Here is a 23,455-nt window from a genome sequence, read left to right as displayed (position 1 = left end):
GTGTAGTGCGCTGGCCCGCATGGGGAAGAAGAGCATCGCCACAATGACCGCCGCCCTTGTCGCGGGGTCCCTTCTGACGGGCTTACCGAATGCGGGTGCGCAAGCCGCCGAGCACGGGAGCGACCGCTCCTCGCCGCCCGCCGGGTCATCTCTCGCACCCGGCGTCGACCTGGACACCGTGACGATTCCGGAGTTGCAGGCACGCATGGATGACGGTTCGCTGACCGCGTCGGCCCTTACCCGGGCCTACCTGCGGCGGATCGAGAAGGTCGATCCCAAGATCCACGCGGTGCTGCGCACCAGCCCGACAGCCCTGCGCCAGGCGGCGGCCAGCGATGCCAGGCACCGGCACGGCAAAACCCTGGGGCCGCTGGACGGCATTCCCGTTCTGCTCAAGGACAACGTGGACACCCGCGACATGCCGACCACCGCCGGGTCGCTCGCGCTCGCCGGGAGCCCGCCGGACACCGATGCCGCGCTGGTGACCCGGCTGCGCAAGGCGGGGGCGGTGATCCTGGGCAAGACCAACCTGTCGGAGTGGGCCAACTTCCGCGCGGCCAAGCCGACATCGGGGTGGTCGGCGGTGGGCGGGCAGACCAACAACCCCTACGTACTGGACCGCAATCCGTGCGGCTCATCCGCCGGCTCGGCCGCCGCGCTGGCCGCGTCGCTCTCGCAGGTGGCGATCGGCACCGAGACCGACGGCTCCATCGTGTGCCCGGCCGGGATGACCGGCGTCGTCGGCCACAAACCCAGCCTCGGCCTGGTCAGCCAGTCGGGCGTGGTGCCGATCTCCGCCGAGCAGGACACGGCGGGCCCGATGGCACGGAACGTCATCGACACCGCGCTCACGTTCTCGGTCCTGAGCGGCGGCAAAGGCGCACCCGAGCACGCGGCGGCACAGTACGGCAGCAGCCTGCGCGGCAAGCGGATCGGCTTGTGGCGCCTGCCCTCGCTCGGCGACGACGTGGACGCGGTGATGACCCGTACGGCGAGGAAGCTGCGCAAGGCCGGAGCCGTGGTCGTCGAGGTGACGCCCCCGTACCAGGCACGGCTCGCCGAACTCGAATTCCCGGCGCTGCTCAGCGAGTTCCACCGGGACATCGACGCCTATCTCGGCACACGCAAAGGTCCCCGCGACCTCGCCGAGCTGATCGAGTTCAACCGCACCCACGCCGGGGAACAGACCTGTTTCGCCGGCCAGGAGCTGTTCGAGCAGGCTCTGGCCGCGCCGCCCACCACCGACCCCGGGTACCGGGCCATGCGCGCCGAGTTGAAGGATCTCTCCCGGCGCTCCCTCGACGAGACCATCGCCGCCCATGACCTGGACGCCATCGCCGCCCCCACGAACCCGCCCGCCTGGACCACCGACTGCGCGCGCGGCGACAACGACGTCATCCCCTCCTCCACACCGGCGGCCGTCGCCGGATACCCCTCCCTCTCCGTGCCCGCCGGGTCGGTGGGCGAACTGCCGGTCGGCCTGCTCCTGATGAGCGGCGACCGGCAGGACGCCGATCTCCTGTCGCTGGGGGCCGCAGTGGAGGACCGGCTCAAGGCCTGGCGGGCGCCGCGCTATCTGCCGACGGTCGGGGCCGGCTCGTCCCGTTGAGCAGGGGGTTCTGAGAGGCTGCTGACGTGCGCGAGGCGTCAGCAGCCTGCCTGGCTTCAGGCGCCGACCGGCCCCGCTCCCCCGTTCCGGGAACGCGACCACACCTCCGGGCCGCCGCCACGCCAGTCGATGAACATCGACGTCTCGACCATGTACGTGTCGGCCTCGTCCATGCCGGCCCGGCGCAGGAACTCCACTATGTCGGCCACGCCGTGCGCCAGGCCGAGGATCTGGCCGTCCACGCGGACGCGGCGGCCTCCGGTCGGGGAGGGCGGGGATACGACGACGGGGAGCGGCTCGGTCATATCGACAGCCTCACGCCTGGTCGCGGGCCCCGCATCCGCAGGGGCCGAACGGCGGGATGCAGTCGGATTCGGACGGCCGCACAGGAAGTTTTACTGCGGAGTAACCCCTGCGCTGTCCATTTTGCGTTGAATGCGAGTGATGACTGTTACATCTCCTACCGGTGGCTTTGACGTGAGGTGCGTAACTTCGCAGATGTCGCCGCAACGACGCGGAAGCATCCCCCACCTGCGAAAACCGACCCGAGAGGGCCCCTTCATCATGCGTACCCCCCGCACTCTGCGCACCACCGCCATCGCCGCCATCGCCACCGCGGGCATCAGCCTCGGCGCCGCGTCCGGCGCGATGGCCGCCACCGCCCCGGACACGGCCGCCCCCTCGTCCGTCAGCGTCGAAGCGGCCGCGCACTCCAAGGCCAAGGTCAAGGCCAAGACCGTGAAGCTGCGCGACGGCTCCACCGCCAAGGTCTACAAGCTCGGCAAGCACAAGGCCAAGGCCGTCATATCGGGCCCCAAGGGCGGCAAACTGATCGCCAACGGGAAGAACGCCTACGCCAACCACAACGGCCTGCACATCAAGCTCACCCCGGGCGGCGCCCTCACCTCCTGGATGGACAAGGCCAAGCCCAAGCCCAAGCCGAAGCCCGAGAAGCGCCAGCACGTCCGTAACGACACCCTCGCCGACGGCTCCATGGCCCGCGTCTACAAGCTCTCGCCCACCCACTGGCAGGCCGTCACCTCCGCCGGATCCCTGGACGCCAACGGCCGCACCGCCCTCGGCAACCACAACGGCATGCACATCAAGCTCACCGCGAGCGGCGGTCTGACCTCCTGGATGGACAAGGCGGGCGACCAGGCACCGCAGCCGGCGCCCGACGACGACGTACAGCCCGACCCGCAGCCCACCCCGGACGACGAGGTACAGCCCGACCCCCAGCCGAACCCCGACGAGCACGTGACGCCGGACGAGCACAAGCCGGCGCCGGACGAGCACAAGCCCGCGCCGGACACCGACCAGACGGCACCCGACAGCACCGTGACCCCGGTACCGGCCCCCGTCCCGGCCGCCTGATCCACCCAAGCCCCCGGCAGGGCGAGCACCACTCGGAGTGAGGGACGTGCTCACCCGATCCCCCACGCCCTGCCGGGCCTTTTCCGCCGCTCCCCCCATCCCAGCCCCAGCCCCAGCCCCCGGAAAGGTCCCTCCCGGCTGTGTCCGCGCGCGTCCGAGCCCTCCTGATCGTCGTCGCCGCCCTCGCGGCGAGCGCACTGCCCACCGTCGCCGCGTTCGCCGACCCGCCCCACGTGCCTGCGACCGTGCCGCACAGCACACCGCGCGAAGAGATCCAGCCCGCCGCCAACATCGCCGGGCAGATCGCCCGCCGCACCGCCGAACGCTCGACCGGCAAGCCGCTCGGCCTCCTCCCCGACCAGGCCACCCACCCGGTAACCCTCAAAGCACCGGTGACATGACCATGAGCGAAGTCCGGTCCGGTGCGTCTCGCGTGTGATGCCCTATCCGGGTGATTACGGGTGTGGTGTGGGCCCCGCGACGCCGAAACCGGACAACGCTCTGATCGTGTGGTTGCCCCCTGCCCCTCCCCGAAAGGAAGACGTCATGACCGATGCCGGGCTGCGAGCCAAGTACATGCGTCGTTTCCAGATTCAGGACGCCGACGGTGACGGCATTCTCGTCCGCGAGGACGTCATCGGCCGCGCCGAGATGCTGCTGGGCGGGCTCGCGGAGTCTCCGCAGTCCCCGCGCGGCAGGGACGTGATCTCCGGAGCGCAGACGTACTGGGAGGGGCTCGTGAAGCTGGCCGGCAATCCCGGGGACGGACAGCTCACGGAGGCAGCGTTCGTCGATGCGCTGCTGCAGGCCAAGGAGTTGGGGACGCTCGGAGAGCTGGTCCGGCCGTCGGTCGAGGCGCACGTGGCGCTGATCGACAGCGACGGGGACGGCACGGTGAGCCGGCAGGAATTCATGCGCTCACAGGAGCTGTTCGGCATGTCTCCCGCGCAGGCCCTGAAGGCGTTCGAGGCGATCGACTCGGACGGCGACGACCGGCTGACGGTCGAGGAGTGGCAGGAGGCCGTGGTCGAGGCCTACAGCACGGGCGAGGACGTTCCCGGTGATCTGGTCATGGGGCTTCGGCACTGAGCGCGGCTCCCGGTTGCTGACCTGCCTCCGCCCGGTCGCGCGCCGGGTCGAGGGCAGCGGGGCCCGTCGCGGCGGTGGGGCGGCCCGTCATGCAGCCGGGACAATCCCGGCAGCGGCGTACGCCGGGAACCTTCACAAGGCTGCGGCCCGCCCCTGGAGCCCGCCCCCGGAGCCTCCATACCCCCCGCCCGCGCCGTGGACCCGCGCCGCCTCCTCCGCGACGGTGAATGGAGCACACCCCGCCCGGCAGCTGTGACCGTGAAGGGACTCCATGATCCATCGCAGCGAGACGCTCGCCCTGCAAACCGTCGAAGACTTCCTCACCCCCGAAGAGCTCACCCGGCTCCGCAAGTTCATGGACGACGAGCTGCACACCACGGGCTGGGCCCCACACTTCGAGGCCGATGTCCTCCCTGCTCCTCCCCTGGCCCAGGAAATCCTCGGCCAGGCCATCACCAGGGCCCTGCCGGCCATCCGCCGGGCGCTCCCCTCCATCGAATCGGCCGCGCCCTGGAGTTACACCGAGCTGACAGCCGGTCAGCGCGTACCCACCCATCTCGACGGCATACCCGACCCCGGTCCCGTCGCCTGCCGTCTCGGCCGGATCGGCGTCGTCCTGGACGAGCCCGAGGCGGGCGGAGAGTTCTACGTCGAGACCACCTCCAGCGACCAAGTCTGGAGCGGCGAGTGTGTCGGCGAATTCCAGGGCTTCCTGCCCGGCACACCGCTCGCCCTCCGTAACCCCCACGCATCCCTCCCGGACATCCATCAGCACGACAGCGAACCCGCCTGGCTGACTTCCGCCTCCCGCACCCGGTGGACGACCGACGCCGGGCCCGGCACGGCCGTCGCCTACGGCGCCCACCTCATCCACGGCGTCCGGCCCGTCCGTACGGGGCGGTTGCGCAAGTTCGTCACCGACCTGCTCACCGGCTCCGCCCTCTGAGCGCCTGCCGTCCGCCCGTCCGTCTCCTGCGGCGGGCGGGCGGACGGTTTCCCCCGGACGGATTTCGCCCTACGACCGGCTACCGTCCTACGGCCGGTCTCCGGACCCGAGCCGGGTCAGTACCCGCTCGGCCTCATCCATCATCGCCCGGACGATGTCCCCGGCGGGCGCGACGTCGTGCACCAGGCCGACGCCCTGCCCCATCAGCCAGGGCATCTCCTCCCAGTCCGCCTCGGTGTCCGGCACCGGCGGCAGCACGCTGAACTTGCGCAGGACCATCTCCTCCCCCTGGAAGAGGGTGATGCCGACCTGGTCGAGTGCGTCGCGGTCCGTCGGTACTTGATCCAGCCGCTCGTTCCACTCGGACACCACGCGATTGCGCTGCACCCGCATCGGGTTGAAGTCCGGCCATTCGGGACCGAAGATCGCGGAACGGACCGAGTCCTCTCCCATGGCGGAGATCAGCCGCCGGTGGTGCTCGGGATGCACCTGCGCTTCACGTGACGCGACAAGGCGGGTTCCCACCCATACGCCGTCGGCGCCCAGGCACAGGGCGGCGGCTGCCTGACGTCCGTCGGTGATCCCGCCCGCGGCGAGGACCAGCGCACGTTCGCCCACGGCATCCACGACGGCGGGGACCCCCACCATGGTGGGCAGTCCGCCGTAGTTGTGGCCGCCCGCCTCCCAGCCCTGGGCGACGACGACCTCTATGCCGTCGTCGACGGCGAGGCGGGCCGCGTCGGCGGAACCGACCTGCTCCCACACCGAAACCCCGGCCTCCTGCAGCTGCTTGAGCTCGTCGCCGGGCGGGTGGCCCCAGTGGTAGGAGACGATGGGCACCCGCTCGTCGGCGCAGACGCGGACATGCTCGGTGTTGTCGAAGTACGAGATCAGGTTGATGCCGAACGGGGCCTCCCCGGCGCCCTGCCGAACCTCGTGGATGATCTGCCGGAGCCGGTCCGGCGGTATGAGCGCGGCTCCCACCGCGCCCACTCCCCCCGCCCGGGAGACGGCCGCCGCCAGAGCGGAGGTGCCGCCCGCGAAGGCCATTCCGGCACAGGCGAACGGGTAGGGGACGGAGAACCTCTCGGTGAACCTGGTGGACAGCACGCTCATGACGGCTCCCTCCCGGAGCTCGGAAGGCGCGGGCCCGTCCTGTGCTCGCGCCTGGCCCATGGCGCAGGTTCCCACCGGACGGCAGTACGAGGCCAGCGCCCGGCACCGAGCGTCGCGAACCCACGCAGCGCGGCAGCATCACCCTCCGCGCCTCCGCGCTATCCCGCCATGATTCGCCAGAAAGTCCGCATTCGCCCCTATCGGCCGTACCCGGGTAGGCACTTACCTGGTCCGTGCGGCAAGCACTCTCCGCCGAAACCGTAGCGACGGACAGGGGGAAAGATGAGCAACGCCGAGTTCGGGCCCAGCTCGCCGGGGGCCAGGATCTACCGGAACATGGCGTGGACGTCCGGGAACGGCCGGGCCGTGCTGCGCATGCAGGAGGACGGCGGCTTCGTCCTGTACAGGGACGGCAAGCCGGTATGGCAGGGCGAGGGCGCCCAGCCGTACGGCCAGTACGCGGTCATCCAGCCCGACGGCAACCTGGTCGTCTACGCCGAGGGCGACAAGCCCGTCTGGGCCTCCAACACCAAAGGAAAGAACGGCGCGGTCCTGGTCGTCCAGGACGACGGCAACGTCTGCCTCTACCACCAGGGCACCGCCATCTGGGCCACCAAGACCACGGGCTGAGCCCCACCACGCGCCCACCGGAACCCTCCACGCCCTGCCCGGAACGGGCCCATCCCCGTTCCGGTTGCGGGTGTTGCTACTGGTCCTCGGCCCCGCGTCGGGCGTGCTGCTGCTCGCGGCCACGCTGCTTCTCGCGTTCTCCTTCGGCACGCAAGCGCTCGTTGCTCAGGGCGATGCCGTCCGTTTCCTTCTTGCGTCCCATCGCCTGCTTGATCTTTGCCTTCATCCAGGTCATCCGGCATCACCCTTCTGTACGGACCGTCGGTCGGTCTTCGTGGCCGCCGGGTTTCCAGATCGTGGCTCTCGATGCAGGGGCTTTGGTCCTGAACGGGAAGGTCCCGGCCGAGGATGTGACCGGCCATGTTGAAACCCAGGAAGGCCGGGGTGGCCTCGGCGGGGACGCCTATGAAGTCGATGGCCTACCTCGCGGGCCGCGCGGCGCCGTCGGCGCGGGCACGGTCACCGCGACGTTCTACAACTTCAACCGCGAGCACGTGCAGCGGTATCTCCCCGCCGCGTGGAGCCTCACCACTCCGGAACCGGTGCTCGCGGCCCGGCCGCGCGGCGCAGACGGAGCCCTGCGACGCCTCCTGGGAAAGCAGGTGCTCGCGTCGAGGAAGATGAGCGAGGCGGCCGAGCTGGTACCTGCACGCCTGACCGAACTGGGCGGCGGCTTCACCGTAACTCTCAGGGCGGCGGGCGCCTTTCCCGCGGTGCACTTCGGCAGGGGGTGACCGAGCCGGGGCCGAGCTCCGCGGTTTTCACCCGGCTTTCAGTGGTCGGCTTCGAGGAACAGGCCCGCCAGGCGGGGAAGCCGGCGGCTCATCTCGCTGTCGTCGTCGAAGTCGAAATCCTCACCCATGTCGGCCTCCGTGCCGCTCTCGGGATCAGCCCGGTGGACGCCGCGCCGGGCTTCGTGGAAGGCGTCGGCGTCGCCCGTGGTCCATTCGAAGGCCTCGGCGGCCGCGTAGTTCACGGCTTCGCGGAACAGCACCTCGTCGCCGGGCTCCTCTGCCGCGTCGACCACATCAGGGTGCCCCGCGAGGCTGTCGGGGTCGGCGGCGACGCGCTCGTACCACTGACGACCCAGGGCGATCACACCGGCGCGGAAGTCCATGAAACTGTCGTCCGAGCAACCGCCCCCGATGAGGTAGGCAGCCGCCCACACGTCCCAGCGGTACAAGGCGTCGTGCAACTCGTCGAAGCGCTGCGCGTACTCCAGGATCTCCTGACGCGGTTTCTTCGCGAGCTGTTCGACGAGAACCTCGTCGAACAGCTCGCCCGAATCGGTCGCCCCGCTGCGTGCGGCCTCGATGATGTCCCAGAAAGTGTCGGTGTCCATGGCCGGGCACTCTGCCACGCCCCTACGACAATGGATCAAGAACGCCCTCAGCGGATGTCGATGACGGCCTTGCCCGGTACGCGGCGGCCTGCCAGTTCAGCGGCTGCCCCGGCCACCTGCGTCCAGTCGGTGCGCAGGGCGACCTGTGGGTCCAGTTCGCCGCGGGCGGTGAGGGCGGCGAGCCAGGTGAGGTCGGCGCCCAGGCCGGCGGCATCGTCAAGCAGGTAGAAGGTGGCGATCTGGCGGTTGTGGCGCTGTCCGTTGCCGAAGAGGGCTCCGTAGGGGAACTGTTCGCCGTCGCCGGATATGTGACCGGCCGCGACCAGCACGCCGTGATCGGCCAGGGCACCGTGCGCGGCGACCATGTGGGCGCCGCCGACCAGTTCGACCACGCCGTGTACCGGTTCGAGGTGTTCGAGCGGGCCGAGCCCGGTGACGATCTCGTGGGCGCCGAGTGCGCGCAGCGCGTCCGCCTTCGCCGGATCGCTGGTCACCGCGGTGACATGGGCGCCGCCCCGGGCCGCCAGTTGCAGGGTGAAGCGGCCCACGCCGCCGCCCGCGCCGGTCACCAGGACGCGCCGGCCCAAGATCGGTCCGATGCGGTGCAGGGCGCGCAGGGCCGTGCCCGCCGCGACCGGCAGCGTGCTGATCGGGCCGAGGTCGGCTCCCTCGGGCACGGTGCCGATGAAAGCGGTATCCACGGCGCGCAGTTCGGCCCAGGCACCGTCGGGCCCCACGGTGACGACGGGGGTGCCGGCCGCGGGCCCGGAGCCGTCTGCGGCCGCCCGGACCACTACGCCCGCGGCGTCCCAGCCGGGCACCGTACCGGCGTCGCCTTCGGGGACCACGTGGTGGACCTCCCCGGCGTTGAGGGAGAAGGAGTGGACCCGCACCAGGGCCTGGTGAGGGGCGGGTTCGGGGTCGGCGACCGTGGTGAGCGCGAGGTGGCCCGGCGCCGAGTGATCAATCGTCAGTGCCTTCATGCCGCCAAATAGTGCCACTGAGTGGCATGAGCCCACAAGAGGCAATCGCGGCTGGTAGGCTGCGCCTGTGCAGAAGGATCTGAAAGAACTGCCGCTGCGGGAGCGCAAGAAGCTGCGGACCCGTCAAGCCCTGGTCGATACGGCCCTCGAACTGTTCACCGCGCGGGACTTCGCCGCGGTCACACTGGACGAGATCGTCGATGCCGTGGAGGTCTCCAAGCGCACCTTCTTCCGGACCTTCACCTCGAAGGAAGACGTGGCCCTGGCCCCGGAGAAGGAATTGTGGGCGGCCTACGTCACCGGGATCGAGGCCCGCCCCCTGACCGGCGAGCACCTGCTCGGCGCCTACAAGGACACCCTGTTCGCGGCGCTGGAGCAGATGACGGACGGCTGGGAGCAGCGCTTCCTGGCCAGCCGCAGCCTGGCCGACCGCACCCCCGCGCTGGCAGCGCACAGCCTGCGCCACTGCTCGGAGGTCTCGGCCGACGTCGTCCGGATCTCGGCGGAGCAACTGGCCGACGCGTCCCCCGGCCACATCGAACTGCGCCTGTTGCTCGACCTCATGCTCGCTGCCTGGCACTGCGCACTGGAGGCATGGACCTCATCGGACGCCGCCCGGCGGGACCGCGCGGCACTCGTCCGGCACATGCACACCGCCTTCGCCGCCATTCCCGCGGTCGCGGCACTGGCAGCACAGGACAGCTGAGCGGATCGGCAGCCCGCGCTAGCGGCGGAGTTCAGCCGCCGGCCCCATCGCGATGACCGGGCGTTGTTGCGGGTCGAGGTGGCGCAGCAGTTGGCTCATCTGAGGCCGCGGAAGAGCGATGCAGCCCTTGGTGGGGCCTCCGTGATCCACGTGAATCCACACGCCGCCGCCCTTCTCCAGCCCCAGCGGTCGCACCTTGTCCAGGGGCGAGACACCTGACCGCCGGTTGTAGTCGATCGCCACGACGTGGTCGAAGGAGCCGGCAAGCGACTCGCCGTAGTAGCCGACCCCCGGTTCGTCGAACTCCTCGTCCTGGTCGTAGGGGAGCCGTGTGCCCGGATTGGGCAGGAGCCCGCCCGCGTCGCCGATCCTGAACACGCCGATGGGAGTGCGCAGATCTCCCGACCGGTGCGCGCCGGTCCAGCCGAGCACGGCGTTGCGGGCCCGCCACGGCCCCGCCGTGCGCTGCCAACCGGCGGGATGCTTCCTCGTATAGAGCACGGCCGTGGCGGTGTCGGACCCCGCCTTGCCGGTGACCACGAAGGCCTGCTGTGTCTCGGGCCCGATCTGGGCCTGCGTGGCCGGTCCGAGACCCGGGATGCGCAGGCCGGCACCGGCGTCCGCGTGGTGGAGCGGACGCCCGTCGGAGGGTACGCGCGAGGAGGCGGCGGGAGGCCCGTGCGCGGGGTCGGTATGGGTGCTCGCGCAGCCGAACAGGAGGAGGCAACCGGCGGAGGCCAACGTACGCCAGTAACGGCTACGGGCTGTGCGGCGCATGATCGGTGTCCTTCGGGAGCCACCGTGCTCGGCCCGGCATGGCTGACGGTTCGACGGAGAGTCCGGCGGCGATTCTCTGCGGCCGGGTTCTTGGCAAACGCTGCCCATCAAGACGTTCGTGTCTCCTGCTGCCTCTTTCGTCATCCCCCCTTCCCTTCCCCGGGCAGACCGCGTCGTGGCGCGAACGCGCGAACTTTGCTGCGATTGGCTGCACCCTCGTGCACTCGAAAGGAGCCGTCGCGGCCAAGCGGCCACGCCCGGCCGCGGCCGCAAGCCGCCCCTCAGCCGTTGATGACGTCGGTGAACCGCTGCGTGTTGATGTTTCCTCCGGAGGCGATGATGCCGATCCGCCCGCCGCGGCCACCGATGTGCCCCGCGAGGAGTGCGGCCAGAGCGGTGGCGCCGCTGGGTTCGAGGACGATCTTGAGGCGCTCGAAGGCGTAGCGCATGGCATCTCGGATCTCGTCGTCGTCGACCAGGGCGATCCCGTCCACGAGCTGCTGGTTGATGGCGAAGGTGATCTCGCCGGGGGTGGAAATGGCCTGCCCGTCGGCGAGGGTCCGCGGCACGGGGATGGTGACGCGCTCTCCCGCCTCCAGGGAGCGCTTGGTGTCGTCACCGGTGGAGGGCTCGACACCGACCACGGTGATCGCGGGGTGCAGGGTCTTGGCGGTGATGGCACTGCCGGCGATGAGGCCGCCGCCTCCCACGGGGGCGATGAGGGTATCCAGTTCCCCGGTTTCCTCCAGGAGTTCGAGGGCCGCGGTGCCCTGGCCAGCGATGACGTGCGGGTGATCGTAAGGAGGGATGAGCGCAAGACCCCGCTCGGCGGCCAGTGCCTCGCCGAGCGCGGCGCGGTCCTGGGTGTAGCGGTCGTAGGTGACGATTTCCGCGCCGTATCCGGCGGTGGCCTCTGTCTTCGACTGCGGGGCGTCCTCGGGCATCAGGATGACGGCGCTGGTGCCCAGCTCCCGGGCGGCCAGTGCGGTGGCCTGGGCGTGATTGCCCGAGGAGTAGGCGGCGATGCCCTTGGCCAGCTGCTCCGGGGGCAGCTGCGCGGCGGCGTTGTAAGCACCGCGCAGCTTGAAGGCGCCGGCTCGCTGGAAGTTCTCGCACTTGATGAACACCTCGGCGCCCACACGGGCGTTGAGGGTGCGCGAGGTCAGGACGGGGGTGCGGTGGACGACGCCCCGGAGGCGTACGGCGGCGGCACGGACGTCGTCGAAGGTCACGGGCAAGGCGGCGGTCATGCGGTGTCCTCACATGGGTCGGGGCTGAGGGGAAGGCCGGACGGCGGGGTGCAGGGGGCGTTCTGACGGCGGGGTGCGGTGGGGTGACGATGGAGTGCGAGGAGGTGGCCCTGACGGCGGGTCACCAGCCGCTGATGCGCTGCCATTTGGCCTGTACGACGGCGGGCTCGGCGCCGGTGGGCTGGGTGCTGTCGATGACGTGGTAGCCGCGGTGCTGGGCCGCGGTGGCGCAGGCGTGGTTGGGCAGGATGCGCAGCCGGGTGCCGACAGGAAGGTCGGGCAGGGTGGCGCCGTCGCGGGCGGTGAGGGTGCCGTGCTCCTGGCTCGCCGCGCTCATGACCAGGTTCGGGATCGGGTTTCCCGCCAGGTCGAGGACGAGACCATAGCCCTGGTCCCGGGCCTGGGCGGCGGTGCCGCGGTCGCGGGACATGGCCATCCAGCCGCCGTCGGTGAGGATCCAGCCGTACTCGGGGCGGTGGCCAATGACGGTGACGACGACCGACAGGGCGAGGTCTTCGATCCGGCAGACGCCCAGGCCGGCCATGACCAGGTCGAAGAAGACGTAGTTGCCGGCGCGCAGTTCGGTGACACCGGTGAGGTCGTCCGCCGCGTGGGCGGTCGGCGTGGAGCCCACACTGACCGTGCCGACGGGCAGACCGGCGCCGCGCAGGCGCTCCGCCGCGGTGACCGCGCTGTCGCGTTCGTTCCGGGCGGCCAGGCTCATGTCTTCCTGCGTGTAGGCGAAGTAGGACTCCCCCGCGTGAGCCAGGACGCCGTCGAGGCAGCCGGCCTCGTGCAGGATGCGGCCGATGTCGGTGAGTTCCGGGGCGTCGGGCTTGAGGCCGCCGCGGTGGCCGTCGCAGTCGGTCTCGATCTGCGCCGGGACGGCGAGACCTGCCTCGCGGGCCGCGTCGGCGACACAGACAGCCTGTTCCCGGCTGTCGAGCAGGACGCGCAGGGTGACGCCGCGGCGCAACAGGGCAATCACGCGGGGCAGCTTGTGCGGGTCGATGCCGACTGCGTACGTGATGTCGGTGTAGCCGCCGTCGGCGAAGGCCTCGGCTTCGGCGAGCGTGGAGGTGGTGACGGGAAAGGGTGCGCCGCCGTGCATCAGGGCGGCGACGTCGAGGCTCTTGGCCGTCTTGACGTGCGGGCGCAGGGTGACCCCGAGCCGGTCGGCCCGGTCCCTTAGCCGTTCGATGTTGCGCAGGGACTTGTATACGTCGACGACGGCGAACGGGGTGTCGGGGTCGGCCAGTGTCATCGCGGAGGCAGGGGGCGGGGTGGTGTTCACGGGGCTACGTCCCTCTTCGGCTTCGTCCCTTTTCAGCGGGGTGGGGTGATGGTCGGGGCAGGCCCGGCTTGGGGTGTTCCTGCTTGGGGTGCTCCTGCTTGGGGTGCTCCTGCTTGGGGTGCTCCTGCTTGGTCCAGGGCGGCAATGGCATGCACCTCCACCGCCGACCCGTGGCGCAGCTCCCTGGCTCCGACGACGGCCCGTGCGGGCCTGCTCGCGCCCAGCCAGTCCGCGTACAGCCGGTCGAAGGCCGGCCAGTCGTCGATGTCGGTCACGTGGACGGTGACCGAGAGCAGCCGCCCACGGCTGGTGCCTGCCGTGGCCAGGCACGCGTCGAGGTTGCTGAGGACCTGCCGCGCCTGGACGTCGAAGGGCTCCCCGGCCAGGCGGGAACCGTCGGGCGTCACGGGCAGCTGGCCGGAGATGTAGGCAACGCCGCGGTGGGTGACGACGTGCGAGTAGTGGCCGGCAGGCGAGGTCAGCTGCGCGCAGTCGAGAGTGGCGATCCCGGCCCCGCCGCCCCCACGGGGGTGGTCGTCCCCCGCAGGGTCCTCAACTGCGGTCATCGTCGCGCCTCGCGTAGGTGTAGACGCTGGCCCGGGAGATGCCCAGGAGGTCGCCGATGGTCTGGGCGGCGTTGCGGGTGTCGAAGTAGCCGTCCTCGTGCAGGCGGCGCACGAGGTCCTTCTTCGCCTCCCGGGGCAGGGCCCGCGGAGTGGTGGAGCGCTCGGCGGCCGTGGTCTCGATGACTTCGCGCAGTTCCCGGCGGCTTCGGTCGCTCAGCTTCTCCAGCGGGGCGTCCCGGGTTTCGGGGTCGGTGGCGACCAGGTTGGACAGGGTCAGCGTGATGGGCGAGAGCGTGGAGATGTCCAGGTTCAGGCAGAGGGCGGCGATGTACTGGCCGGCGGCGTTCTTGATCCCGATCGAGGTGCTCTTCGCGGGGCGCCCGTCGGGGAACTGGTTGGCGTAGTTCTGGATGACGCTGGGGTACTGCGGGTCTCTGATGCGGGCCAGCCCCAACTCGGTTGCGGACTCACCCACCTGACGTCCCGACAGGTTGTTCTCGATGCAGCGGATGGCGTGGTCCGGGTCGCGCAGATCGTGCAGCACGACTTCGCAGATGCCGGGGAACATGCGGCCCAGCGCCTGCGCGATCTTCTCGGCTTCGGCCAGGAGATGCGCGTCCGCCTGCGCCGCGGCCGACTCGGGTTGCGGCGCCCTTTGCCCACTCCCCTGGCTCACTCCTTGGCTCCCGCTCCGGACATCACAGATTTTCCGTCTAGCTCCATACAGATAATCTATACACCTCTGGACACTGCGTCCAGCCGGGGTTCGTCGTACGGAAGATTGAGCAGCTCTTCGGGGACCACTACGTACCCCAGCCCGGCAAGCACCTGCTCCGCCCTCGCAAGATCCGATGGGGCCAGAGCGCCCTTGTCAGACCCCCTCAGTACTGTCGGCGCATGAGAGCTGCGGCAACATTCACCGTCAAGTCCTTCGTGCCGACCGAGCTGAAACCCCAACCGGCCGTGGCCACCGGGCTGCCGGTCGGCGTCGCTACGATCGAGAAGCACTTCGAAGGCGAGGCCACAGGGCGTTCGTCGACGCTTTTCACTGCCGCCTTCGACGAGTCGACCGATGTCGGCACCTATGTGGCCATGGAGTCATTCGAAGGTTCGCTGCTGGGGCGCGAGGGTGCCTTCAACTTCGTGCACTCAGCGACGACATCCGGCAGCGACCGCACGGCGGAGTTCTTCACCATCGTGCCATCGAGCGGCACCCGCGAGCTGGCCGGGATCTCCGGTGGCGGAGGGATGGCTGTCGACGATGACGGCACACACCGCATCTGGTTCGACTACCGGCTCGGCTGAGCAGCGGTTCGCGTCCCGGGCTGGCTCTGTGCCCGGCGGGCGCTGAACACGATGTCGTGGTGTGGAACACCTGCCGGACAGGACCGACCCTGCCGCCGGCGCTCCACACCCTCACCGGTTCCCCCAACAGCTACTTCGGCGGGTGGAGCTTGCGGAAGTACGTCCAGCTCGTCTCGTTCGGTTCGCTCCACTTCTCCGGGGCCTGCGCGAACTCCGGGTGGTGGTCGGCGATGTAGGCACGGGTGCGCTCGGGGACCTCGGCGTACGAGCCGAGCTTGCGGCCCCGGCAGTGATAGGTGAGACCGCCGGGCCGCTGGCCGCGGGCCATCCACGGGAGCCACGGGGACATCCGGGTCCACGACATGGTCGCCGGAACGCTGGGCGCCGTACCGACCAGGTCCGCACGGTCGGCGAAGAACTGGAAGAGCTCAAGGGCCTTGTACGTATCGCCTGCCGAGTGCACGGGGTACTCGGCCACCGGCAGGGGCGAGGGGTAGGCCAGGGGGATCTCCAGGCTGAAGCAGACCTGGTCGCCGAGGTCGGTCGTCGGGATCGGGAAGGGGCGCCACTTCTGGTTCGCCGGATCGTTCCAGATGTGCACGACCGGCAGGTCCTGCCAGGTCTCCAGGATTTCGCGCGTGAGGGGGTCCAGGTAGAAGGCGGCCTCGCGGGTCAGCAGTTGGTAGGCGTCCGGTCCGGCTTCGGTGTCCTGGACCAGGCGGGCGACGTTCAGCCCCTCGAAGCCGAAAAGGCGCTGGTAGGGCTCATCGGGGGCCCAGGAGTACACATCTCCGGACCACCAGTACGTGACCTCCTCGCCGTCGAGCGAGGCTCGGGTGCGGGCGAAGGAGCGAAGCAGCTCTGCAGGTGTCGTCATAAGGAGTACTCTGCGCGACTCCCGCTCCGGCCGGAAAGGAAACGCCACGGCCCGGCCAGGAAACCAGGCCCCGGGGACAGCAGCGTTCCTGTCACCGCCGTGGCAGGCTGAGGCCTGCCGGAGCATGGGGGGATCACATGGCGGGGGACGCCGACGGTTTTGCCGAGTTCATCGGACGGCCCTGGTACGCGGCCAACGAGGTCCTGGCGTTCGTGCTCGAGCTCGCGGCGCTGGTCTTCTTGAGCTGGTGGGGATTTGGCGCCGGGCATGAGGGCGCCCTGCGGATTGTTCTCGGTGTCGGAACGCCTCTGCTGGCCATCGTGCTCTGGGCGTTGTTCGCCGCGCCCAAGGCACGACTGCGGCCGCGGCTTCCGTTCGTATTGGTGGTCAAAGCGCTGGTGCTCGGTGGTGGAGCGGCCGCCCTGTACGCGGTGGGTCACCCCGTCGCGGCAGTGGTCGTCGCGGTGGTGACAGTGCTCAACACCGCGGTGGCCGAATCCCAGCGTGCCGCCCTCAGGGCCACGGCATCGCCGCCCCGGCCCCACCGCTCTGAGGACCCCAACTGAATGCCGAGCCCGAGAACGCCCTGCCCTGCCCGGCGTGCGTCAGCGGGCGCGGCGGATACGGATCGGCCCGCGGGCCTTGTCCGGGTCGACACGGCGGCCCGACTGGGTGACTTCCACCTTCCCGGCGGTGACCAGCCGTCCCGCCACACGCCGGGCCGGTTCCATCAGCTCACGCCAGCCGTCGCCGTCCCCTTCGTACGCCTCCCGCGCGGCGTCGGAGGGGCAGATCGACGCGGTGGGGCCCCGACGCTCCAGCAACTCCAGAATGGCTCGCTCCAAGCGCCGGTCCGTCTGCCGTCCGGTATCCGTCACTCCTCCAGTGTGGCACCGACGACCACAGCAGGCAGGCGGAGCGATCTCGAGGCGCCCGGCGAGGCCCCGTGAATCAGCCGTCACGGCTCCGGCTCACGGACGCGCCCCCCGGCGCCAGCGTTCGGGGTCGATACGGCCCGCGTACAAGGGGAGTTCGAGCGGCGGCTGGTCGTGTGCGAACGGGTCCCAGACCTGGGTCAGGCCGGCCGTTCCCCGCAGGCGCACCCGGCGGGCCTCCGCCAGGTCGAGCACATCCGTCATGACCTCTTCCCCGCCCGGCCCGGCCTCGGCACGCACGTGTCCCTCGGGGTCGACGACGATGCTGCGCCCGACGCCGTCCGGTGAGGCCGCGTTGAGGCTGGCCATGAACACCTGGTTCACGATCGCGTTGGCCTGCGCGAGCACGACTTCCTGGGCGCGGTCGACGGTGGGCGTGCGCACCAGGTTCAGTACGAGGTCGGCGCCCTGCCATGCCAGATGGCGGGTGATCTCCGGAAACCAGGAGTCGTAGCAGATCGTCAGCCCGACGCGTCCGTAGTCCTCCATGTCGAAGACCACGAAGCTGCTGCCGGACGCCGTGGTCTCGTAGGGCCGCCACGGGAAGATCTTGCGGTACTCGGTGACCCGTTCGCCCGCGGGCGAGTAAACGGGGGCCGTGTTGTAGATCCGGCCGTCCGGGCCCTGCTCGTAGACGGTGCCGGGCACGAGCCAGATGCCCAGCTCACGCGCGAGGGACGCCAGGTGCCGTCCGCGGGGCCCGTCCAGCGGTTGGGCCGCCGCGGTCATGACCGTCTCCGGGTCCTCGCCGGGCCGGTGACCGCTCAGGTGCAGCTCCGGGTAGGCGAGAAGCCGGACATCGGGGTGCTCCCCGATGGCGCGGCGTACGTCCGCGGCGAACGCGTCCAGATCCTCGGCGGCGTGATGTCGCGCGGCCGTCTGGACCAGGCCGATCGGCAAGGGGATCGTCGTCATGGCAGGGCCAACCTTCCGCGCAGGGGGTGTCCGGGGGCGCGGACGAGCCAATCAGCGCGTCCTCAGTGGGACAAGATCCCCTCTCCCAGTGGCAGCCACAGGGAAATCCTGTGGGAGGCCGCAACGCCCTGGATCGGTTGGTCAGCTCTCATGAACATGCGCCGCGAAGGGCGGCAGTTCTGACCTCAGAACCCTGACGGACTTCAGGTCCGGGGCCTCTTCCGGAGTTCGCGCAGGCGTTCCGCGGTGCCGGGCAGGGCGAGTGACCACATCTGCTCCCTCGTTTCCTCCTCCACGACTTGGTCGTGGCCCCGTCCGTCGCCCGCCCGCCGCAGCGATTGTTTGGTGCGGCGGAGCAGCTCCGGGTCGACCGCGCCTGCCCTGGCGGCGAGAGCGTGGGCCGCCGGGAGCAGGTCCGCGTCGGGGACGCAGCGGAGGGCGAGGCCGGCGGTGGTGGCCGCGGCGCCGTCCAGGCGTTCGCCGAAGAGCACCATGGCGGCGGCCGTCTGCGGGCCGACCAGGCGGTGCAACATCCAGGTGTGGCCGCCGCCGGGGTGCAGGCCGAGCTTGAGGAAGCGGGTGTCGAACCAGGCCGACGCCGCGGCCACCCGTACGTCGCAGGCCAGCGCGAGGTTGAGTCCGGCGCCGACCGCGGGACCGTTGACGGCGGCGATGGTGGGCAGTGGCGAGCGGGCCACGCGGAGGAATGCCCCGTAGACGGTCTCGACTCCCGACGAGTCGCCCTCGGCTGCCGCCGTGAGGTCCGTGAGGTCGGCTCCGGCGCAGAAGGCCGGGCCCGCCCCGGTGAGGACGACGGAGGTGACGGACGCGTCGGCCTCCAACTCATCAAAAGCGGCGAGGAGTTCGCCGACGAGCCGGCCGGACAGGATGTTGCGGCGGTCCGGGTCGTCAAGCGTGAGGGTGGCGGCGCCCTGCTCTCGCTCCACCCGCAGCAGGCCGCCCACGTCGGACTGAGGAAAGCTCGGCATGATCTCCAGCCTCTCGGGAGGGAGTGCGCATTGACGGTCACGTGCTGCTGAGCACTGTCACGTACCGCTGAGCACTGTCACGTGTGCCGAGCGGGGAGCTCGGTCAGCTCGTCCAGGGTAGGTGGCGCACTCCCTTCACGCGGCACCGGGCAGGCGCTGGTTCGCCCTCTCAGGCCGGGTCGATGCGAGACCTGAGCAGACAGAACTCGTTGCCTTCGGGATCGATCAGGACATGCCAGGACTCCTCGCCCGTCTGACCGACGTCGGCGGGCCGTGCGCCGAGCTTCAGAAGGCGTTCGAGCTCGGCGTCCTGATCGCGGTCGGTGGCGTTGACGTCGATGTGCAGGGGGAGTTTCCCCGTCCTCGGATCGTCGCTGCGGCTGAGCACGAGCGTCGGCTGGGGGCCTCCGAAACCTTCGCGCGGGCCGATCTCGATGTCGTCCTCTTCACGGCCGAGCACCACGAAGTCCAGGACTTCGCACCAGAACCGCGCCAGCGCCTCGGGGGCGCGGCAATCAAGCACGAGCTCACTGATTCGGCATGCCATGGACGCAACCTGCTCTCTCGGCGTGGGGATTGTCGGGCGCTGGGAGGGTCGTGTGGGTTAGCGCGCCACGCGGTAGCGGAGGTAGACGATCTTCGATTTGAAGGTGCGGGTCTCCGCGAGTTCGAGGTTCACCCGGCGCTCGCGGTGGGCGAAGTACGGAACGCCACCGCCGACCAGGACCGGGTGGACCATGATCTGGTACTCGTCGATCAGATCGGCCGCGGCCGCCTCGGCGGCAAGCGTCGCGCCGCCGATCGCGATGCCGCCCTCCGCCGGCTCGGCACGCAACCGTCGGAGCTCGTCGAGTAGGTCACGCTGCACATCCGAAGTCCTCCTCGGTCACGGGGATTCGACCGTACGACCACGGGACGGCGCCGTCAGCCGGTCGGTCAATCGGTGGTTCAGTCAGCCGGGTTGCTCACTTGAGTTTCTTCTTCACCGCGTCCTTGACGGCGTAGGCCGCGCCGATCACCGAGGCCCGGGTCTGGTGCAGGACCGTGCCGAGGGACCGGCTTGAGCCATGTCGGCTCGTCAGTTGGGCGCAGGTGTCGGCAAAGCGGTCCGCGATGAGCGTCGGCTCGTATCGCGCCGAGGATTCTCGTGCCGCCTCAGCCATACGCTGACGGAGCTCGTCCCTGTTGATGAGTTCCAGCAGCTTTCGGGCGAGGGACTCCTCGTCGCCCATGGGCACGAGACATCCGTCGACCCCATCGGAGATGATCTCTCTCGGTCCGAGCGGGCAGTCGGTGGAGACGACGGGCACACCGCATCGCATTGCTTCGACGATCGTCATGCCGAAGGACTCGTGATCCGATGCGCTGGCCGCCAGCCCCGCTTTCAGCCAGTGCGTCTCCAAGGGAGAAACCGCGCCCATGAGGAAGGCATGGCCTTCCATGCCCAATTCCTCGATGAGGCGCTGGAGTTTCACCCCGTGGCCTCCCGCCACGCCGGGGCCGAAAATGCGCAGATCCCAGTCGGGGCGCGCGGCGCGCACGGCGGCGAATGCCCGGATGAGGAGGTCGTAGCGTTTGGTCGGGACGAGCCTTCCCGCAGCGACCACCACTTTGTCCCTGGCATCTGGCGGGGCGCTTTGCGGCGCCGGGACGGGATTGGGGAATGCCTCGATGCGTACGCCCGGCAGTGTCATGCGTTTGCGGTAGATGTCCGCGTCGGCCGATGTCGTCGTCGTCAGCATGTCCAGCTGCGGGTACAGCCGGCGCAGCGTGAGCCGTAGTGGGCGCGAGTGATTGTGGAACGTCAGGTGTTCTTGTCCTACGCGCAGCGGGCCCCGCTTGGTCTGCGCGCAGATGTGCGCGTTCAGGCCCGGCCGCGTACCCACGACGACGTCGCTGCTCAGGCTGTTGAGGTGTTGTGCGATGCGCTGGTCGGTCAGTCTGCTGTAGTGCGGGTACTGCGTCTCGTGTCTGGGAAAGACGGCGGCGGGTCTTCGGGCTTCGGGCAGGTCTCCTTCGTATCCCGGTGTGCCCTTCCTGAGGTCCACCAGGTGGTGCAGCCGGATGCGCGGATCGACGGGGAACACCGGCGCATCCCTGTGCCGGTAGACCGACACGATCTCCACGTCATGTTGTTCGGCAAGGGCGTTGGCGAGGTTGATGGTCGTACGGATCGTGCCGCCGAAGCCGAAGGAATTGTGGATCAGAAATGAGAGGTGCAAGGTGCCGTAGCTCCAGTGGCCGGAGTCAATGCGGGTCCGCCTGACCGGGGTCCCGACAGGACAGGACTGCGCAATCGGGGCGATTCGCCTTTTCAACGACAGGGCCGACTGAAGGTTGCGAGCCGGGAAGTGGCGTCGACCTGCCGCTCCGGGGCCTGCCATGTCGAGGCCGATGGCCGAGGCCGATGGCCGAGGCCGATGGTTGCCCATTCCGCGTGAGTACGGCGCAAAAGTCCGCCACAGCGCCCTGCGCCACTGATGCAAGCGACGCATCCGCATCGCGGAGGGCACGCGGCACATTGACCCCCGGGGTCCCACGGTGTTCGCTCGCCCAAAGGTGCACCCGGTCATGACCACCGGCCGATCCGGCCGATGACCGGGGGTTCCGGCGCGAGCGTCCGCCTTTCGGGCCGGACCGCTCGCAGCGGCCGGGGCCGGGCCCTCGGGGGGACAGCGCACGGCTGCGCACGGCTGCGCACGACAGCGCACAGGGAGCGGCACGCATGGGCGTTGCGTGCTCTCGCCTTTCCCGAGCGTGCCCGGACTCTTCCGAGCGTGCCCGGACTCTCCCGAGCGTGCCCGGACGGCACACCGAGATCGCTGTCGACAGCAGGAGGAAATGATGAGGACCGTTCATCAGCGCGTGACGGGCGCCGGCGCCGTACTCGCCGCTCTGTGCGCCGTGACCGTGTTGTCTCCCGCGGGCGCATCCGCCGATCCGGCGGTGCCGCGTACCGAGCGGGTGAGCGTCGGGCCGGAGGGCGTCGAGGGCAATGCCGCGTCGACGAATCCCGCCATCAGTGCCGACGGGCGCTACGTCGCGTTCGTCTCGGCGTCGCGCAATCTCGTCGCGAACGACACCAACGGCACGCCCGACGCCTTCGTCCGCGATCTGCGCACCGGCAAGACGGAGCGCGTCAGCGTCAGAAGCAACGGAAAGGCCAGCCACGGTGTCGTACGGGAGGTCTCGCTGAGTCCGGACGGGCGGTACGTGGTCTTCACCTCCACGGCCGACGATCTCGTGAACGGCGATCCCAACGACCTCGACGACGTGTTCCTGCACGACCGGGACACCGGCAAGACCCAGCGGATCAGTGCCACGGGCGCGTTATACGACGGGCTGCGCAACCATCTGACGTACGACCCGGTGGTCAGCGGCGACGGCCGCTATGTCGCGTACGCGTCCGGGGCCGAGGATCTGGTGGAGGGGGACGCCAACCAGCGGGACGACGTCTTCCTCTATGACCGCAAGAAGAAGACCACGGAGCTCGCGCAACTCGACAACGCCGGTCAGCAGGGTCAAGGGGACGCGTTCGCCCCCGCGTTCGCGGGCGACTCGGGCGGCCGGTATCTCGCCTTCACCTCCAACACCGCCAATCTGGCCGGGGTGGAGGACCACTCCTCCGCGACGGACATCTTCCTGCGCGACCGGGAGAAGGGCACCACGGAACTCATCAGCATTCCGCAGGCCTACAACCGCAAGACGCCCTCCTGGGGCGCCGCCCTCAGCGGCGACGCCCGCTATGTGGCGTTCACTTCGTCCTCCCGGGTGCTGCGGCCCGAGGGACCGGCCCCGACCAGCGCGCACAACGTCTTCCTCTACGACCGCGAGGCCAAGCGCATGCGGCTGGTCAGCGCCACGCCGGACGGCACACCGGCCGACGGGGACAGCGACGACGTCTCGCTGAGCCGGGACGGGCGTTATGCGGTGTTCACCTCCGCCGCCTCCAACCTCGCTCCGGAGGACGACGGCGACAGCAGCTCGGACGTCTTCCTGCGGGACATGGAGACCGGGGAGGTGCGCCTCGTCAGCGGTGAGAGCGAGCCGGTGTCGGAGGACACCAAGCCCGGACGGCGGACCGGCGTCAGCGAGGGCGGCGGCGCGGTGGTGTTCGACTCCCCCGCCGGGAACCTCGTGGCCGGCGACACCAACGCCGCGGCCGATGTCTTCCTGCGTCAGCTGCGCTGATCACCAACTGCCGTGACGGAGAAGCCTGTTCCTAAACCGCTGCCGCGTCCCCGGCCCGAAGGTGCTGTGCGGCCTCGGCCGCGGTGTAGGAGGAGGCGAAGGTGAAGGCGCGCGGGGACGGGCCGTGGGTCTGCAGGTCCGCAAGGCGCTCCAGGGCTTCACCGACCGTGGGGAGGTGGCCTGCGGGGACCCACCAGAGCACCATGTGGGCCTTGACGTGCCGTTCGAACCATTCGCGGCGCCGGCGCATCACTTCCAGGTGCCCGCTGCGGTAGGTGAAGTCCCACAGGGCCTCCCGGGTCTCCCACACCGACAGGTTGACGATGACGTCCTCACCCGCCGGACGCAGGGCGGTGGCGTCGTCCGCGCCCTCCTCCACGAGCCGCCACACGAAGCCGGGTGCGCCGTCGGCGGAGGCGTTGACCGGGTCGAGCAGGTCGACGAAGGGGGCGATGCGCGGGTCGTCGAGGGGGTGAAGGAGCGTGGCGATGTTGAGCTCGGCGAGGTGCGCGGCAGGCGCGGATGCGGTCATGGCCTCATCCCAGCACGCCCCGCTTTTCT

The 23,455-nt window shown here is 70.1% G+C and carries 28 protein-coding genes and 1 pseudogene; 11 read left to right on the top strand and 18 right to left on the bottom strand.

What is annotated here, in order from left to right:
- Positions 1–19: 19 nt before the first annotated feature.
- Complete coding sequence (locus ABZ906_RS19255; RefSeq protein WP_361383779.1) at positions 20–1,609, top strand: amidase family protein; 1,590 nt, start codon at positions 20–22, stop codon at positions 1,607–1,609.
- Positions 1,610–1,665: 56 nt separating this feature from the next.
- Here ABZ906_RS19255 and ABZ906_RS19250 read toward each other — a convergent pair whose 3' ends face one another.
- Complete coding sequence (locus ABZ906_RS19250; RefSeq protein ID WP_361187552.1) at positions 1,666–1,914, bottom strand: hypothetical protein; 249 nt, start codon at positions 1,912–1,914, stop codon at positions 1,666–1,668.
- A 259-nt stretch (positions 1,915–2,173) separates the two neighbouring features.
- Between ABZ906_RS19250 and ABZ906_RS19245 the strand changes: the two genes are divergently transcribed.
- The 4 genes from ABZ906_RS19245 (at position 2,174) to ABZ906_RS19230 (ending at position 5,018) form a co-directional block, all read left to right on the top strand.
- Positions 2,174–2,983, top strand: a complete 810-nt coding sequence (locus ABZ906_RS19245) for a hypothetical protein (RefSeq protein WP_361383776.1) — start codon at positions 2,174–2,176, stop codon at positions 2,981–2,983.
- 140 nt (positions 2,984–3,123) lie between these two features.
- A complete protein-coding gene (locus tag ABZ906_RS19240; RefSeq protein WP_361187557.1) occupies positions 3,124–3,384 on the top strand; it encodes a hypothetical protein in 261 nt (86 codons plus the stop codon).
- 145 nt (positions 3,385–3,529) lie between these two features.
- Positions 3,530–4,072, top strand: coding sequence for an EF-hand domain-containing protein (locus ABZ906_RS19235; RefSeq protein WP_361383773.1), 543 nt, complete (start codon positions 3,530–3,532; stop codon positions 4,070–4,072).
- Between the two features lie 271 nt (positions 4,073–4,343).
- On the top strand, positions 4,344–5,018 hold the full coding sequence (locus ABZ906_RS19230; RefSeq protein WP_361383770.1) for a hypothetical protein: 675 nt from the start codon (positions 4,344–4,346) through the stop codon (positions 5,016–5,018).
- An 87-nt stretch (positions 5,019–5,105) separates the two neighbouring features.
- Here the strand turns inward: ABZ906_RS19230 and ABZ906_RS19225 are convergent, their stop codons facing one another.
- A complete protein-coding gene (locus ABZ906_RS19225) occupies positions 5,106–6,134 on the bottom strand; it encodes a nitronate monooxygenase (protein ID WP_361383767.1) in 1,029 nt (342 codons plus the stop codon).
- Between the two features lie 282 nt (positions 6,135–6,416).
- Between ABZ906_RS19225 and ABZ906_RS19220 the strand changes: the two genes are divergently transcribed.
- Positions 6,417–6,764: a hypothetical protein gene (locus tag ABZ906_RS19220; RefSeq protein ID WP_361383764.1), complete on the top strand. Its 348-nt coding sequence runs from the start codon at positions 6,417–6,419 to the stop codon at positions 6,762–6,764.
- A gap of 76 nt (positions 6,765–6,840) precedes the next feature.
- Here the strand turns inward: ABZ906_RS19220 and ABZ906_RS19215 are convergent, their stop codons facing one another.
- A complete protein-coding gene (locus tag ABZ906_RS19215) occupies positions 6,841–6,999 on the bottom strand; it encodes a hypothetical protein (RefSeq protein ID WP_361187568.1) in 159 nt (52 codons plus the stop codon).
- A 115-nt stretch (positions 7,000–7,114) separates the two neighbouring features.
- Between ABZ906_RS19215 and ABZ906_RS19210 the strand changes: the two genes are divergently transcribed.
- Positions 7,115–7,498: a hypothetical protein gene (locus ABZ906_RS19210; RefSeq protein WP_361383761.1), complete on the top strand. Its 384-nt coding sequence runs from the start codon at positions 7,115–7,117 to the stop codon at positions 7,496–7,498.
- 38 nt (positions 7,499–7,536) lie between these two features.
- On the opposite strand, the gene ABZ906_RS19205 is transcribed toward ABZ906_RS19210, so the two are convergent.
- Both ABZ906_RS19205 and ABZ906_RS19200 read right to left on the bottom strand, forming a co-directional pair.
- The gene (locus ABZ906_RS19205) at positions 7,537–8,106 is read right to left on the bottom strand and encodes a DUF4240 domain-containing protein (protein WP_361383758.1); all 570 of its coding nucleotides are present in this window, start codon (positions 8,104–8,106) and stop codon (positions 7,537–7,539) included.
- A gap of 47 nt (positions 8,107–8,153) precedes the next feature.
- Complete coding sequence (locus tag ABZ906_RS19200; protein WP_361383755.1) at positions 8,154–9,089, bottom strand: zinc-binding dehydrogenase; 936 nt, start codon at positions 9,087–9,089, stop codon at positions 8,154–8,156.
- Between the two features lie 67 nt (positions 9,090–9,156).
- On the opposite strand from ABZ906_RS19200, the gene ABZ906_RS19195 reads away from it, so the two are divergent.
- Positions 9,157–9,795, top strand: coding sequence for a helix-turn-helix domain-containing protein (locus ABZ906_RS19195; protein WP_361383752.1), 639 nt, complete (start codon positions 9,157–9,159; stop codon positions 9,793–9,795).
- A gap of 18 nt (positions 9,796–9,813) precedes the next feature.
- Here the strand turns inward: ABZ906_RS19195 and ABZ906_RS19190 are convergent, their stop codons facing one another.
- From ABZ906_RS19190 to ABZ906_RS19170, 5 genes are all read right to left on the bottom strand, one after another.
- The gene (locus tag ABZ906_RS19190) at positions 9,814–10,572 is read right to left on the bottom strand and encodes a L,D-transpeptidase family protein (RefSeq protein ID WP_361383750.1); all 759 of its coding nucleotides are present in this window, start codon (positions 10,570–10,572) and stop codon (positions 9,814–9,816) included.
- A gap of 281 nt (positions 10,573–10,853) precedes the next feature.
- Positions 10,854–11,822 carry a pyridoxal-phosphate dependent enzyme gene (locus tag ABZ906_RS19185; protein WP_361383747.1) on the bottom strand — a complete coding sequence of 323 codons (969 nt, stop codon included), beginning with the start codon at positions 11,820–11,822 and terminating at the stop codon, positions 10,854–10,856.
- A gap of 121 nt (positions 11,823–11,943) precedes the next feature.
- Positions 11,944–13,086 (bottom strand): DSD1 family PLP-dependent enzyme, encoded by a 1,143-nt coding sequence (locus tag ABZ906_RS19180; protein WP_361384838.1) that lies wholly within the window; start codon positions 13,084–13,086, stop codon positions 11,944–11,946.
- A gap of 62 nt (positions 13,087–13,148) precedes the next feature.
- Entirely contained in the window at positions 13,149–13,682 is a 534-nt protein-coding gene (locus tag ABZ906_RS19175) for a RidA family protein (protein WP_361383744.1), read from the bottom strand.
- Positions 13,669–14,358: a PAS domain-containing protein gene (locus ABZ906_RS19170; RefSeq protein WP_361383741.1), complete on the bottom strand. Its 690-nt coding sequence runs from the start codon at positions 14,356–14,358 to the stop codon at positions 13,669–13,671. Before ABZ906_RS19170 ends, ABZ906_RS19175 begins: the two co-directional genes overlap by 14 nt.
- A gap of 221 nt (positions 14,359–14,579) precedes the next feature.
- Between ABZ906_RS19170 and ABZ906_RS19165 the strand changes: the two genes are divergently transcribed.
- Positions 14,580–14,987 (top strand): DUF3224 domain-containing protein, encoded by a 408-nt coding sequence (locus ABZ906_RS19165; RefSeq protein WP_361383738.1) that lies wholly within the window; start codon positions 14,580–14,582, stop codon positions 14,985–14,987.
- Between the two features lie 130 nt (positions 14,988–15,117).
- Here ABZ906_RS19165 and ABZ906_RS19160 read toward each other — a convergent pair whose 3' ends face one another.
- Positions 15,118–15,864 carry a DUF1838 family protein gene (locus ABZ906_RS19160; RefSeq protein ID WP_361383735.1) on the bottom strand — a complete coding sequence of 249 codons (747 nt, stop codon included), beginning with the start codon at positions 15,862–15,864 and terminating at the stop codon, positions 15,118–15,120.
- A 137-nt stretch (positions 15,865–16,001) separates the two neighbouring features.
- Between ABZ906_RS19160 and ABZ906_RS19155 the strand changes: the two genes are divergently transcribed.
- Positions 16,002–16,430: a YrdB family protein gene (locus ABZ906_RS19155; RefSeq protein ID WP_361383732.1), complete on the top strand. Its 429-nt coding sequence runs from the start codon at positions 16,002–16,004 to the stop codon at positions 16,428–16,430.
- 39 nt (positions 16,431–16,469) lie between these two features.
- Here ABZ906_RS19155 and ABZ906_RS19150 read toward each other — a convergent pair whose 3' ends face one another.
- The 6 genes and pseudogenes from ABZ906_RS19150 to ABZ906_RS19125 all read right to left on the bottom strand — a co-directional run bounded on the left by ABZ906_RS19150 (position 16,470) and on the right by ABZ906_RS19125 (position 20,925).
- Entirely contained in the window at positions 16,470–16,742 is a 273-nt protein-coding gene (locus ABZ906_RS19150; protein WP_361383729.1) for a DUF3253 domain-containing protein, read from the bottom strand.
- Between the two features lie 93 nt (positions 16,743–16,835).
- The gene (locus ABZ906_RS19145; protein WP_361383726.1) at positions 16,836–17,714 is read right to left on the bottom strand and encodes a carbon-nitrogen hydrolase family protein; all 879 of its coding nucleotides are present in this window, start codon (positions 17,712–17,714) and stop codon (positions 16,836–16,838) included.
- Between the two features lie 203 nt (positions 17,715–17,917).
- The gene (locus ABZ906_RS19140; RefSeq protein WP_361383723.1) at positions 17,918–18,703 is read right to left on the bottom strand and encodes an enoyl-CoA hydratase; all 786 of its coding nucleotides are present in this window, start codon (positions 18,701–18,703) and stop codon (positions 17,918–17,920) included.
- 169 nt (positions 18,704–18,872) lie between these two features.
- Positions 18,873–19,250 carry a VOC family protein gene (locus ABZ906_RS19135; protein WP_361383720.1) on the bottom strand — a complete coding sequence of 126 codons (378 nt, stop codon included), beginning with the start codon at positions 19,248–19,250 and terminating at the stop codon, positions 18,873–18,875.
- Between the two features lie 57 nt (positions 19,251–19,307).
- A pseudogene (locus ABZ906_RS19130) lies at positions 19,308–19,559 on the bottom strand (dihydrofolate reductase family protein); the annotation flags it as partial.
- 109 nt (positions 19,560–19,668) lie between these two features.
- Positions 19,669–20,925 carry a glycosyltransferase gene (locus tag ABZ906_RS19125; protein WP_361383717.1) on the bottom strand — a complete coding sequence of 419 codons (1,257 nt, stop codon included), beginning with the start codon at positions 20,923–20,925 and terminating at the stop codon, positions 19,669–19,671.
- A gap of 622 nt (positions 20,926–21,547) precedes the next feature.
- Here ABZ906_RS19125 and ABZ906_RS19120 point away from each other — a divergent pair.
- Positions 21,548–22,894, top strand: coding sequence for a hypothetical protein (locus tag ABZ906_RS19120; protein ID WP_361383714.1), 1,347 nt, complete (start codon positions 21,548–21,550; stop codon positions 22,892–22,894).
- Positions 22,895–22,925: 31 nt separating this feature from the next.
- Here ABZ906_RS19120 and ABZ906_RS19115 read toward each other — a convergent pair whose 3' ends face one another.
- Positions 22,926–23,426 carry a DUF3291 domain-containing protein gene (locus tag ABZ906_RS19115; RefSeq protein WP_361383711.1) on the bottom strand — a complete coding sequence of 167 codons (501 nt, stop codon included), beginning with the start codon at positions 23,424–23,426 and terminating at the stop codon, positions 22,926–22,928.
- Positions 23,427–23,455: the final 29 nt, after the last annotated feature.

The organism is Streptomyces sp. NPDC046925, from assembly GCF_040644915.1.
GTDB lineage: Bacteria > Actinomycetota > Actinomycetes > Streptomycetales > Streptomycetaceae > Streptomyces.
Note: the sequence above shows the minus strand (reverse complement) of the source record. Positions and strands in the feature narration are given on the sequence as shown.